Genomic DNA, 13159 nt, shown 5'->3' with positions numbered 1-13159 from the left:
AGACGAGTCACTCAGTGAGTCATCAAAAAAGTTGTTATTGATCCAGCATCGCTTTGCGCAAACTTTTTTGCGCAGGCTCATCACCTAACCAAATTTTTAATAATGCTTGCCTAAAGCTCTCCCCTTTAATCACTCCCAATTCTTGCCCATTTTTAAATGTCATGACACCCATCGTGGTTGACGTCACAAAAGTGAACTGATCACCCTTCTTAATCTCTTGTACAAAAAAGGCCATAAACGCATTAACTTGCTGTTCAATTGAAACCGCATTATCGTCTGTCGCGAGTTCAAATCCTTCAGTGATAGCATCAGTCATTTTTTCTGATGTGATCATGCCAGAGGTAATATTTAATCGCACTACGGCTTGTGGTTGTTGTAAAACCTGAGTCAATTGAGTTTGCTTATTTTGCAAATAAAGCGAACCTACATACAAATCCATAAAAAATTTACTACGAACACCGGCACCATTTAGGTGTAACGATGTGCCAGATATGACCAAGGTTTCAGCGACATCGACACCGGCTACCTCTTTAGCTTGAACAGGAGAGATAACAGACAACACAACGGCTCCAAGAGGAATTAATTTTTTCATCATTCTCACATTTATATTAATTATTATTTTATGAACTTTATCATCAATGAGCGTTAGCCACGGGTACCGAGTTTAAACTGCCCCGTTTGCTCAAACATAATAGTTTGCTTTTTACCCGGTGCCATAAGAATTGGTCCATCGTCAAAAAATAAAAAACTCTTCCAATTTCGTACAAAAACCCCCCATGTTGTTTCAATGACTTGATACTTTTCATAACAAAAATAAACACAGGTATCTTCTTCCCAATCAATATGCTCCCCAACAACATCTGGCATCGCATTTTCATTAGCGTCCCAAGCGGCTTGCCAATGTTCAGTAACCGTCCAAGCTGACTCTTTAGCTGCCCAATCACCTTTAGTAAATAACTCTGCTCTACTGCTTTTATTGCTTATCCATTTATTCCAAACTTCCATCGCGCTTTTGTCTGATAAAGGTTTAATGGCTTGCTTATCTTGGTCAGTAACAGGCAAATCTTTATGATTAAAAATCCACTTGCGTTTATATTGGTCAAGCAAAATATAACTATGGTTCAAAACAACTCCTATCTCATGTTTTGTCACAATCTTAACATTGACGCTGATTGTAACGTTTTAATGATCTAATACGAAATTATTCATACCACTATCATCTATTTTAAGCTGACTGTATGATATTTTTGTATCCTAATGCTGTTGCATTTGCTTGATCTAACATCAAGACTTGTTCGACATACTGCAAAGCATAACCACCCTCGCCAAGTTGCATCAAAAACTGGCTAATTTCTAACAGCACTGGAATATCTTTAGGATGTAAGTCCAAATAATCTAGATAAGCAGATAAAGCTGGTTGATACTGCTTCATTAAAGACATTATTTTCGCGTATTTAGGCATATATTCATCACTAAACTCACAAAGCTTTTTCAAATTTACACTTGCTTCATCAAATTGTTTTAATTGAATTTGTAATTTAACTAACTGTTTAAGTTCCACCTCTAAACGCTGCTCTTTAGGGATCGATAATATTGCATCAAGTGAATGATTAACTTCCCCTTGTAGCAATAGTAAGTAACTCTTAGCCAGATAATGTAACCGCAGAACATCGATATTGGTGTCGACAAAAGACTCGGTGTAATCAACCATTTTAGTTAAACCAAGTTCATGGCGACTATAATTAAGCAAATGTAATTTATGAAATGCATTTACCAGAATAGGTTCAGTTTGCGGCTTACTTGCTTGGGAAGTCGTCTTAAAAAAAGCTAAGAATTCCCGTTCACATTCTGCTAAAGCTAATTTTAATGATTCCGGAAGCATGTTATAACGCTCTGGAAATTCTTGTTGCCAAAGAATGCTTCTTCCAAGTTCTTCATTTTCACGCCAGCGTTCAATTATGTAATGAAGATCTTCGGTCTCATCTCCTTCATCAAGACGCAGTTGTATGTTGTTTTTAGATATGGAAATAAGCGCTTTTAATTTTTCTACTGTTTTACTAAATGCGCAGTAATACTTTTCAATGCTATGCAGCACATCATCTTTAGAACGAGTTTCTATATCTTTTGATGAAAAGAAACCGCTAAATTGTTCGTATCCATACAATTTCGACAATGTTGATAACATGTTATATTTTGTGCTTATTATTTCATCAATAGCATCCAGTTTACCAAACAAACTCGCTAGTTTAGCATCACTTGCTTCAGTTGATTTCTTTATCAAAACTAAAGCTTTATTTAACTGAGTGTTCAAACCTTCCAATTTATTTTCAGTTGCAATAACATCAGATAAGCACTGTACTAAAATGCTCTTTTTTTCCTTAAAATCAAGCTTATAGTTGGATGAATCCAAAAGTTGACGCAACTTATCATCGATAGCATTAAGTTTGATATTTTTAATATCTCGATACTCGACACCTTCCACCTTTGCAGCTTCAATTGCGATATTAATATAGGTGCAATTGGGGTAGGCACCAATACTCTCCTTAAGAGAAGTAATTGCATGCATTAACTGAATGGGAGTTTCTGCCATTTTCCCTGAATAAGTTTCTACCCATTCGTACATAGTACCAAGTTGTGGCCCAAGCTGAGTTCCGTAGGTATCTTTTGTATGGGTTTCACCACTTTGGGAATGGCAGAAATCAACCCCCAGCAGCAATATTTGTTCAAATCCCATACTTGAGGCAACTTCTATAGCACTATTAGTAACTGTAGGGCCAATTGATTCAATATTGCTTTTATTATGCCCTGATAACCAAGGAAAACGATCCCCGGTATATAATGCTCCGCCCCTCCATTGGCTCAATATTCGATGTTCAATATGAAACGAATGTATCAATAATGATTTATGTTCTAATAACATGAGTTCGTCATTGACTTCATAGCTGATTGGTTGAGGGTCAACTGAAACGACAATATCTGGGATTATCCCATATTTGGTTAATTTACCAGCGACACGTGAGGCTACAATAATTATCAATTTTGTTTGATGATTTTTGAGCCATTGAATATGCAAATCAAGTGAGGGGCCGCCGCCGATAATAATGGCAGTTTCTTTGTTGAATTTTCCTTTTAAAATTGAAGCAGGTAATAAGTTATCAGCTAAGTTTTTGAATTGTAATGCAATGAATGATTTTTGGTTAAAACTTAATCTTTGTTCAAAATATTGATGTTCAAGACACTTTTGCACCCTAGTGCTCAATAAAGAATAACTGCGTAAATAATTACCTCGTACCGCCATTGAAAAGTGAGTTTTAAAGCTATTTCTGGCGAAAAACACATCATAAAGACCATCTGCAACACATGACTCAAATTCGTCAATATTAACAATCGAGATAATATCTTTGACTTCTTTAGGTAAATCTATGTTTAAAAGCGATAGTACGCCCTCTAACTCAACCACAACGAAGCGGCTACCTGATGCTAGAGATAATGATAATAAGTAGTTAACAAGTAGACCGGAATCCATTCCAATGATGACATTCAACGTATTCTCTGCGACGAATTCACCACCTAGTTCACTTTCATAGAGAGATCTAGAATCCATTCGTTCAAAGGTTTTCCTATTAATACTGGTAAGATACACCTCGTTATACTGAGTTATCGCAAATTCATTAGTTATTTCCGAATGTTCGATCAACATGCTTACTTGTACCTTTATTAGATTTTTAACGCCAAAGATTTGTTTTACTTACCGACATAGCTGCTCAAAATGAAAACAGACGATAAAACCGTCATATACTTATTCAACAGTAACTCATTTATGCTTTCATCATAGTTTTTATAATGTATCGCCATAAGCAACTACTTTATATAACAAAGGTTAATTTTAGAGAGATTAACCTTCAACTTATCCTGTTGACGATTAATAACAAAAAATATCCATCGATGCTTGTTAAGGTTGTAGATTATTCCTTGTGAGCAAACCAGATTATCTTCTAAGCGTAGCCGTTTTCTGGCAGCTTAAATTTCCGCAGACCTCAATGCTAATCTGCTATTTATTATCTACACTTGATAATATTCGCGGTACCAAGCAACAAACTGCTTCACTCCTTGAGTTATCGAAGTCTTAGCTTTGTAGCCCGTAACTTGATAGAGAGCCTCTGTTGAAGCCCAAGTTGAGGTAACATCACCTGGCTGCTGCGCCATTAGATTTTTGGACGCTTCAATACCAAATTCTTTCTCTAAACAACCAATAAAGTCCATCAATTTTACTGGCGAACCATTGCCAATATTATATATCGCATAAGGCGCTGAGCTTCTATTGGGTAAATTGGCCGTATCTTGGGTTCTCGTCGGTATAACGGTGCGTACTCCCATAATGCCGTCAACGATGTCATCAATAAACGTAAAATCTCTAGACATATCGCCAAAATTATAGATATCGATTGTTTCACCTGCGATTATTGCTTTTGCAAACTTATATGGCGCCATATCAGGTCTGCCCCAAGGACCGTAAACAGTGAAGAACCTCAAACCCGTTGTTGGCAAATCATATAAATGTGAATAGGTGTGTGAGATTAATTCATTGGCCCGTTTAGATGCCGCATATAACGAAATAGGATGATCAGCAGCATCGCTTTCTTGAAAAGGTTGTTTTTCATTTAGCCCATAAACAGAACTGCTCGATGCATAAACCAAATGTTTTACCTGATTATTCCGGCATCCTTCTAGAATATTGATGTGACCAATAAGATTGGTATCGGCGTAGGTATGCGGGTTATCAATGGAATATCTGACACCGGCCTGGGCCCCTAAATGAATTACATAATCAAATTTTTCTGTCTCAAACAACTTAGCGATTTCATCGCGATGAAAAATATCTTGTTTGAGAAAGCGAAAATTACTATGGGATTCAATAAGTTTAACTCGATCTAGTTTTAACGAAACATCGTAATAATCATTAAGGTTGTCAATACCAACAACATCAAACCCTTGCTCACATAAACGCAAGCATACTGCACTACCAATAAAACCAGCTGCCCCAGTCACTAAATATTTCATACTTACCTTTATTTATCCCAATTTTGAGTGCGTAGGCTACAAGATGCGACCTCACCTATCAATCTTACAAATCACCACTGATTAATTCACCAGCACCTAACTATTTCAATATTAAATAAAAAAATAAAAATTTAACCGCTCAGAATTTGGCTTTCAACATATTTATTGCTCATGTATATTGGCTGATATCATACTGGCGCTGTACCGTGCTTTATAGAAAGACTAAATGACTGATATTTTTTTGATTTAAATTTGCCCATCATCGATAAGCGTTGGCCACCGTTAACCGCAACCCTCAGAGAGACCAGCTTTGCTCATCTCCCCCAAATGTTGTTAAAGGCAAAACTCAAACCATCAGTGTCGATAATATCCAATTATGTCGCCGCCCAAATAGACTACTTGAAGCTAAACTTCTGTTAAGCCAATATCCTTGCAATGCGGCCAAACTTTTTATCTATGGTTTCAGTACGAGAGATAGTATGAGAGATGTGCCGAACCTTTTAATCGATATAGCTCAAATTAGCGCAATTACGACCGCCTCATTGAATCCTGCTTTGCTATCACTGCTGATATCATACATCGACCAGAACAAATGGTTATCTAATCCGAAAATGACGCTAATAGAATATGGTCCAGCACAACATAAATTAGCCACTCCCCATGCAGTATTAACATCAGAACTTATTTTAGCAGACAAGCAACATGCCCCATTACATGACAGTTTCAGCTACGATATTAATGGTCATTTTGCTAATGATAATCATAAGGCAAATTCTAATTTCTCAGCTCCTATTGAATCGAGCAAATCACTGCTGGCAAGGAATGCTAATTCAGTCGTTTTAATTGCAGCTACACATCACTACCGTTTAGCTCAAGAATCTTACCGCGCGAGAAAACATTAGCAATGTCTATCCATTATTGAACAACTAAATGAACATTCCAGCTTCACACTGATAATAAAAGTGATGCCCAAAATAATAACAGCCAATGAAAATCATGATTAGCTTAGACTCGCGGATATATTGGCGTTTGAACTGGTGGCATGTATTATTCACAATGCTAACTAAGCGTAAAAATTAATTAGTTCAGTTTTTTCTATTCTGCCCGATAGTTAAAGTAAACTTAGATCTTCAAAGGTTATTATGAATTCAGAACCGCTATTTATTGCTGAAGTTTCAAGCAATCACCACCGCGAACTAAAAAGGTGCATTCAGTTTATTGAAACCGCAGCAAAAATTGGTTGCCAAGCAGTCAAATTTCAGTTGTTTAAAATCGATCAACTATTTGCACCACAAATTCTAGAAAAAAGCGAAGATCACAGAAAACGCAAAGACTGGGAACTGCCAACAGAGTTACTACCAGAACTGAAAGCGGCATGTGATAAACATAATATTCAATTTGCCTGCACCCCTTTTTATCTCGACGCTGTTACTGAGCTAGCGCCTTTTATCAGCTTCTTCAAAATCGCATCTTACGAGCTACTTTGGGATGACCTTCTCATCTCTTGTGCAAAGACCGCAAAACCGGTTGTAATTTCTAGCGGAATGGCGACAATCGAAGAAATTGATCATGCTATCGCAGTTTTGAAGCAAGCTAATTGTATCGATATCACACTGTTACACTGCGTATCAGCCTACCCTACACCAACTAATGAATGTAATTTGGCGGTACTTGAGACTTTTCGCCAACGTTATGGCGTTAAGGTCGGTTGGTCAGATCATAGCGTTTCACCCGCAGTATTAAATCGGGCGATACATAAATGGCAAGCCGATTGCATAGAATTCCACATCGATTTAGACGAAACCGGTGCTGAGTATGCATCTGGACACTGTTGGCTGCCAGCACAAATCGCACCGATAATTTCTGATAGCAAATTAAGTCGTATTATTGACGGTGAATCTCACAAACAATTTGTGCCAAGTGAAGCTCCAGATAGAGATTGGCGCGCCGATCCTATTGATGGCCTAAGGCCACTAAAAAATATAAGAGAAGGATTTAAATCATGAGTCACCAACTCGACACTTTAGCGAGTCAAATTCGCAAAGATGCCATTTGGTCAATCTACCACGCCAAATCAGGTCACCCCGGCGGTGTACTGTCATGCGTCGATATACTTACCGTACTGTTTCATGACGTACTCGCTCCGGTAGAGAAACGACTTGGCAGTTACAGTGATGACTTTTTCATTTTATCTAAAGGCCACGCTGCGCCAGCATTGTACGCTGTTGCTGCAAGCAAAGGTTTGTGTGAACGTGCGCAACTTAAGGGGCTAAGAAAAATAGAATCTAGTTTTCAAGGCCACCCGGATGTGACCCACTTGCCTTGGGTTGAGGTCAGCACGGGTTCACTTGGGCAAGGTATTTCAGTCGCGACAGGTATAGCAAAGTCTCAGAAATTACTAAACAGCGCGCAACACGTATTCGCACTACTTGGTGACGGTGAAATGCAAGAAGGCCAAGTATGGGAAGCTGCGATGTTTGCCGCTCATCATAAATTAAACAACTTAACTGCAATTGTAGATTACAACAAATTGCAAAGTGATGCGTCCAACGATGACATCTGCGCTTTAGAGCCATTAGCTGATAAATGGCGAGCATTTGGCTGGCAAGTCGTTGAAGTTGATGGCCATGACATTGATGCCCTACAGCAGCATTTGCACGCAAGTAAACACAATAAAGCTCAATCTCCTATGGTCATTATTGCCCATACAATCAAAGGAAAAGGCGTTGATTTTATGGAAGACATTCCGCTGTGGCACGGCAGTGTTACCTTAACTGATAAACAGTACGAAGATGCCATGCTCGCACTTGGTTGTTCTGCACAAGAGATTAAGGAATATGAAAATGTCTAATACTCCTACACTTGTCGGACAACAATCAGACTCATTACGCGAAGCATTCGGTATTGCTATAGCAAAGGTTGCCGATAACGATCCACAAATTATCGTACTTGATGCCGATGTTGCTGGCGGCACCGGCGCACATAACTTTAGAAGTAGCCATCCAGATAGATTTGTTCAATGCGGTATCGCCGAGCAAAACATGGTGAGCGTGGCAGCCGGAATGGCTCATAGCGGCTTTAAACCCTTTGTCACTACCTTTGCCGTATTCATGCTACGCGGACTTGAACAAATTAGACTATCTGTCGCCTATTCGAATAAAAATGTAAAGCTCATCGCAAGCCACCCAGGCTTAGACGTTGGACCTGACGGTGCATCCGCCCAGTGTCTAGAAGATATTGCCTGTATGCGTTCTTTACCCGGCATGGTGGTACTGTCTCCTTGTGATGCATTAGAAGTTGAAGCCGCCACCAAAGCATTAGCAAATTATGATGGCCCCGCATATATGCGCACAGGTAGAAGCCCTTGTCCAAGCGTATATGTGTCAGAACCTGAGTTTGTGATTGGTAAGGGCAAAGTCCTTAATTCAGGCGATGACATCACCCTGATTTCTTGCGGCGTGACGACTCATCGTGCTCTATATGCGGCCAAAGCACTTGAAGAAATTGGTATATCTACACGCGTTATACACATGCCCAGCATTAAGCCAATTGATAAAGAACTAATATGGCAAGCCTCTGTGGAAACAAAAGCCATTATTAGCTGCGAAGACCATAACATTTATGGCGGTTTAGGCAGTGCTGTTGCGGAGGTATTAAGTGAGCGCCCGAATGCACCGCTGACTCGATTAGGGGTTAACGATGTCATAGGTTGCTCTGGTGAGCCTGATGAATTAGCCGCAAAGTATGGCATTGATGCCGATGGGATATTCAAGTCCGCAAAATCAGTTTATGAGGAGTTACTGAGCCACAATGATAAATAATAATAAGCTCGTTTTGATAACCGGAGCCTCTGGTGGCGTCGGCTCGGCAACAGCAAAACATTTAGCAGCACTTGGCTACGAAGTGGGTATTGGCTATTGCAGTAATGAACACAAAGCTAAAACTGTACAAACAGAGATTGGAAATGCCGGTGGCAAGTCAATCACCGTCAAGCTCGACTATCAAGATCGTAAGCAAATACGTAGCGCGATCGATGAACTCACTCGCCATTTCAATAAACCTATTTCTATTCTCATCAACAACGGTGCTATCGCCCAAGAAAAACCATTTAATACAATTACTGATGATGATTGGCAACAGATGATGGCGATTAACTTACAAGGCCCTTTTATTGCCGCCCAAGAAGTTTTGGACCCTATGCGAGAAAACCACTGGGGAAGAATAATCAATATCACTTCTATTGGCGGTCAATGGGGGGGCTTTAACCAAGTGCATTATGCCGCTTCTAAAGCAGCACTAATCAACCTGACCCAATCGTTAGCAAAAATATATTCTAAAGACGGTGTTGTGACAACAGCCGTTGCTATCGGTTTGGTCGCCACTGACATGTCTGCCAATGAATTGCAAACTGAAGCAGGAAAAGAGAAGCTAAAGAACATCCCAGCACAACGATTGGCCACAACAAGTGAAATAGCTGAGACTATCGAGTTTTTATGCTCAGAGAAATCAGCTTATCTCACAGGCCAAACGTTAAATGTAAACGGTGGCATGTATTTCGGCTAAATAACTCAAGGAAGCACTATGAATCTTTTGCTAGAAAAAATAGTACAAGCTGACAGCTGGCCAAATGCTGATGAGTTGTTGAACTCATTTGATGAAGTGGTTGTGTTTGGTGCCAGTCAAGCAGCGCTTAATGTGACTGAAATCTTGCGGCAATTTAACGTCAATGTGCTTTACTATGTTGACAACGATCCAGCAAAAAATGGCACTCAATTTTCGGGTAAGCCGGTCTATTCTGCAGAAAAAATTTATCAGGATAAGCATACGGTATTAATCGCTAGCTATTGGGCGCGAGATATTGCTAAGCAGCTAAAGGCACAAAACCTACAATACTTTGATTTTAGTTTTTGCGTTGACTATCCCCGCTGGAAGAATCATTTCGACCATAAACATTTTGATGTCCAAGCTGCATTAAATTATGGCAAGCAACATCTTTCGGGTGACGATTTAATTGCCTACCTAGGCTGTATTAGATATCGACAAACGTTCGATCCTCTGGTTCTAAGCCAACCAAAACATGATCACTATTTATGCCCACAAGCCCTACCAACAAAGGAAGAAGTTTATATCGACGGCGGTGCTTGGCATGGTGACACCTTGCTAGAATTAAAGCAGATATTTGGCGATCAAATTCAAGTGCATAGTTTCGAGCCAGATGCGAACAACTACGACAAACTCAATCAAGCCATTATCGAGAACAAAGTTTCTAATGTATTCACCGAAAAGCTAGCACTATGGAATAAAAAGCAAACTCTTGAATTCCTTTGCTCTAACGATGCTGTACACACCATGCAATCGAGAGTCAGTGATGACATCATCGAAGCTGAACAGTCAATCAAGGTCGATGCGATTGACTTAGATAGCTACAGTAAAAAAATGAATATCACTCCAACATTCATCAAATTGGATGTTGAAGGGGCCGAACTTCAAGTTATTGAAGGTGCAAAAAATATACTCAAAGAACATAGGCCTAAGTTAGCATTTAGCGCATATCACGAACCTAATCATATTTGGGAAATTTTTGCTTCAGTGAGTGCAATCAATCCTAATTATCAGTTTTATTTTACCCACCATTCACAACATTTATTTGAATCTGTGATTTATGCCAGTGTGGAGTCCTAATATGATTCGTAACTGTTTTTTATGTAACACAGCTAATATTGAGCCTGTATTCACAACTACATGGGTACTACCAGGGCTCGAACCGAGAAAGATAGGTTTTTCGGTTTGTCCCAACTGTGGTTCAGTGTGCCAAAGTCCTACCGTCAATTTCGATGAGATGATGATGTTTTACGGCTCTATGGCTGTTTATACAAACCCCGGACGCCAAGAACTTCCGTCGGAAGCAAAAATACGCGATCTAGACGAGCAGATTCAATTCATTAAACGAGGAATAGGTCAACTACCTGAATCAGTACTACAAATTGGTAGTTCAGATGGCTATACCCTCTCTCGCTTTCGTGATGCAGGTGTAAACCGTGTTATTGGTATTGAGCCTGGCACCGCATCCGTTGAAATTGCAAAGCGAGTGTATAATATTGATTGTATTCATAGCAGTGCTGAAGAGTTTCAAGTAAATGAAACCTATGAGCTCATCTTGCTAACCCATGTATTAGAACACTTATATCAACCACAACAAACACTAGCGAAGTGCAGAGCGTTACACAATGAGACTGATGAAGGGTTTATTTATGTAGAAGTGCCATTAATGGCTAATGCGAATAGTCTCTGCCCGGGTTTTTTCTCGTTTGAGCATATCAATTATTATACCAAAGAGAACCTGCTACGAAGTTTAACTGAAGCGGGTTACAGCCCTATTTCTGTCATTGAACACTTTAATAGTAACCTCTCTCCTGTCATTGGAGTACTTGCAAGCACCAAAGCCCAGCACCACTATGACTGTTTTGTCCCTGAAATTGAGAAAAATACAAATATTCTGACCCATTATCGTAGTAAAGAGGTTCAGTACTGGCAAGGATGTCTAGATAGTATTTCATCTGAGTTAAACCTCAGCCAACGTATATTCTTATGGGGTGCCGGCATTCATACATGCCAATTAGTAGCTAATACTAATTTACTGCAGCAATTTGACATCGAAGGTCTCACAGATACTTCTTCCTTAAAGTGGGGATTACGCCAAGGCGACTGGATCTGCAAAGCTCCTGATACCATTGAATGGCAGGATGGAGACACTGTCATCATCTCTTCTTATGCTTCAGAAAAAGAGATCTACGATGCCCTCCAATGGCTTAGAGACAAGGGAGTAACAACCCTTAGACTACACAATGTTGACGATACCAAGGCCCACTAATGCCCTACAATAAAAACCTATTAATCATTGGTGCTGGCATAGAAGCTTGTGAAGGTATAAAAACAGCTCAGGAAATGGGGTTAAAACTGATTATTGCTGACGGTAATCCTCAAGCTCCAGGGCTAGAAATGGCTGATTGGCAGATCATAGCCAGCACCTATGACGGTAATGCCATTCTTGAGCAGGCCACGGCTTTAATAAAGCAAGGTGTTGCAATACATGGTGTCATTGCAATGTGCGCAGATGTCCCTATGAGTGTCGCAACGATCACCGATGCGCTAGGATTGCCAGGGTTATCCCTTGAATCTGCATTTTGGGTATCAGATAAGCTTGCTATGAAGGACAGACTCAAAGCTAAAGGAGTGCCGATCCCGAATTATGCTGACGTATCTGACCCTAGTTTATTGCAAGTTCGAGCTGAAAAAATTGGTTTCCCATTGATTATCAAGCCAGTGGACAGCCGAGGAGCTAGAGGCGTACAGCTTATTGAGAGTCATAACATGCTAAATGCAGCTTGGGAATTAGCAGTTCAAGAGTCACCAACCGCTCGAGTCATGTTAGAAGAATACCTTGATGGGCCTCAATTTAGTACCGAGACGCTAATCGATAACGGTAAGTGTCACACCTTAGGTTTCGCCGACCGCAATTATGAATGGCTCTCCCGTAGCAAACCATTCATTATAGAGAACGGCGGAGATTCACCCACAAGAGCTAGCGATAGAGCAAAAGCAGAAGTCATTACAATTGTTGAGGGTGCAGCCAAGGCTTTAGAGATAACACAAGGCATAGTTAAAGGCGACATGGTATACACCAACGATGGTGCCAAGGTAATTGAAGTTGCTGGACGTTTGTCTGGTGGTTTTTTCTCCACGACGCAAATTCCACTTGCAACGGGTGTCAATTTTATCGAAAAAGCCATTAAATTAGCAATGGGTGATCCGTTAACACTTCAAGAGGTCACCCCGAATAAAGCTCGCGCAGTTGCTATCCGATATTTAGACTTACCTCCAGGGAAAGTCCGCGCGATACACGGTGTTGAACAAGCTAGTCAATCCGAGGGCGTAGCCATGTTTAAGATGTTTATCGATGTAGGTGATGTAATCCCCCCCCTATCTAATCACACTCAAAGAGCAGGTTTTGCTATAGCCAGTTCTTCAAACAGGCAAGAAGCAATTAATTATGCCTTATTAGCCCTCGCTAACATTGAAATAGAATACGAAGCATAAA

The 13159-nt window shown here is 40.0% G+C and carries 12 protein-coding genes; 8 read left to right on the top strand and 4 right to left on the bottom strand.

What is annotated here, in order from left to right; translation table 11 throughout:
• Positions 1–34 precede the first annotated feature (34 nt).
• From G3R48_RS01890 to G3R48_RS01875, 4 genes are all read right to left on the bottom strand, one after another.
• A complete protein-coding gene (locus G3R48_RS01890) occupies positions 35–592 on the bottom strand; it encodes a chalcone isomerase family protein (RefSeq protein ID WP_153660847.1) in 558 nt (185 codons plus the stop codon).
• A gap of 53 nt (positions 593–645) precedes the next feature.
• Entirely contained in the window at positions 646–1125 is a 480-nt protein-coding gene (locus tag G3R48_RS01885; protein WP_153660849.1) for a DUF2947 domain-containing protein, read from the bottom strand.
• Positions 1126–1225: 100 nt separating this feature from the next.
• Positions 1226–3604, bottom strand: a complete 2379-nt coding sequence (locus G3R48_RS01880; protein ID WP_212593177.1) for a motility associated factor glycosyltransferase family protein — start codon at positions 3602–3604, stop codon at positions 1226–1228.
• Between the two features lie 458 nt (positions 3605–4062).
• Positions 4063–5061: an NAD-dependent epimerase gene (locus G3R48_RS01875; protein ID WP_153660852.1), complete on the bottom strand. Its 999-nt coding sequence runs from the start codon at positions 5059–5061 to the stop codon at positions 4063–4065.
• A gap of 479 nt (positions 5062–5540) precedes the next feature.
• Here G3R48_RS01875 and G3R48_RS01870 point away from each other — a divergent pair, with 479 nt between their 5' ends.
• The 8 genes from G3R48_RS01870 (at position 5541) to G3R48_RS01835 (ending at position 13158) form a co-directional block, all read left to right on the top strand.
• Complete coding sequence (locus G3R48_RS01870) at positions 5541–5963, top strand: hypothetical protein (RefSeq protein ID WP_153660854.1); 423 nt, start codon at positions 5541–5543, stop codon at positions 5961–5963.
• A gap of 240 nt (positions 5964–6203) precedes the next feature.
• Positions 6204–7067, top strand: coding sequence for an N-acetylneuraminate synthase family protein (locus G3R48_RS01865; RefSeq protein ID WP_153660856.1), 864 nt, complete (start codon positions 6204–6206; stop codon positions 7065–7067).
• Positions 7064–7912, top strand: coding sequence for a transketolase (locus G3R48_RS01860; RefSeq protein ID WP_153660858.1), 849 nt, complete (start codon positions 7064–7066; stop codon positions 7910–7912). Before G3R48_RS01865 ends, G3R48_RS01860 begins: the two co-directional genes overlap by 4 nt.
• Complete coding sequence (locus G3R48_RS01855) at positions 7905–8882, top strand: transketolase family protein (RefSeq protein WP_153660860.1); 978 nt, start codon at positions 7905–7907, stop codon at positions 8880–8882. Before G3R48_RS01860 ends, G3R48_RS01855 begins: the two co-directional genes overlap by 8 nt.
• Positions 8872–9624 carry an SDR family oxidoreductase gene (locus G3R48_RS01850; RefSeq protein WP_153660862.1) on the top strand — a complete coding sequence of 251 codons (753 nt, stop codon included), beginning with the start codon at positions 8872–8874 and terminating at the stop codon, positions 9622–9624. The genes G3R48_RS01855 and G3R48_RS01850 overlap by 11 nt, the downstream gene beginning before the upstream one ends.
• Positions 9625–9642: 18 nt before the next feature.
• Complete coding sequence (locus G3R48_RS01845) at positions 9643–10743, top strand: FkbM family methyltransferase (protein WP_153660865.1); 1101 nt, start codon at positions 9643–9645, stop codon at positions 10741–10743.
• 1 nt (position 10744) lies between these two features.
• The gene (locus tag G3R48_RS01840; protein WP_153660867.1) at positions 10745–11932 is read left to right on the top strand and encodes a class I SAM-dependent methyltransferase; all 1188 of its coding nucleotides are present in this window, start codon (positions 10745–10747) and stop codon (positions 11930–11932) included.
• Positions 11932–13158: an ATP-grasp domain-containing protein gene (locus tag G3R48_RS01835; RefSeq protein WP_153660869.1), complete on the top strand. Its 1227-nt coding sequence runs from the start codon at positions 11932–11934 to the stop codon at positions 13156–13158. Before G3R48_RS01840 ends, G3R48_RS01835 begins: the two co-directional genes overlap by 1 nt.
• The last annotated feature ends 1 nt before the right edge of the window (position 13159 follow it).

This window comes from Shewanella intestini (assembly GCF_018221465.1).
In the GTDB taxonomy this organism is placed as follows: Bacteria; Pseudomonadota; Gammaproteobacteria; order Enterobacterales; family Shewanellaceae; genus Shewanella; species Shewanella intestini.
Note: the sequence above shows the minus strand (reverse complement) of the source record. Positions and strands in the feature narration are given on the sequence as shown.

What these genes read in the sequence shown, in the direction of transcription:
- G3R48_RS01890 (WP_153660847.1), bottom strand. Translation starts at nt 592, where the DNA reads ATGAAAAAATTAATTCCTCTTGGAGCCGTTGTGTTGTCTGTTATCTCT.
- G3R48_RS01880 (WP_212593177.1), bottom strand. Translation starts at nt 3,604, where the DNA reads ATGGATTCTAGATCTCTCTATGAAAGTGAACTAGGTGGTGAATTCGTC.
- G3R48_RS01875 (WP_153660852.1), bottom strand. Translation starts at nt 5,061, where the DNA reads ATGAAATATTTAGTGACTGGGGCAGCTGGTTTTATTGGTAGTGCAGTA.
- G3R48_RS01870 (WP_153660854.1), top strand. Translation starts at nt 5,541, where the DNA reads ATGAGAGATGTGCCGAACCTTTTAATCGATATAGCTCAAATTAGCGCA.
- G3R48_RS01865 (WP_153660856.1), top strand. Translation starts at nt 6,204, where the DNA reads ATGAATTCAGAACCGCTATTTATTGCTGAAGTTTCAAGCAATCACCAC.
- G3R48_RS01860 (WP_153660858.1), top strand. Translation starts at nt 7,064, where the DNA reads ATGAGTCACCAACTCGACACTTTAGCGAGTCAAATTCGCAAAGATGCC.
- G3R48_RS01855 (WP_153660860.1), top strand. Translation starts at nt 7,905, where the DNA reads ATGTCTAATACTCCTACACTTGTCGGACAACAATCAGACTCATTACGC.
- G3R48_RS01850 (WP_153660862.1), top strand. Translation starts at nt 8,872, where the DNA reads ATGATAAATAATAATAAGCTCGTTTTGATAACCGGAGCCTCTGGTGGC.
- G3R48_RS01845 (WP_153660865.1), top strand. Translation starts at nt 9,643, where the DNA reads ATGAATCTTTTGCTAGAAAAAATAGTACAAGCTGACAGCTGGCCAAAT.
- G3R48_RS01840 (WP_153660867.1), top strand. Translation starts at nt 10,745, where the DNA reads ATGATTCGTAACTGTTTTTTATGTAACACAGCTAATATTGAGCCTGTA.
- G3R48_RS01835 (WP_153660869.1), top strand. Translation starts at nt 11,932, where the DNA reads ATGCCCTACAATAAAAACCTATTAATCATTGGTGCTGGCATAGAAGCT.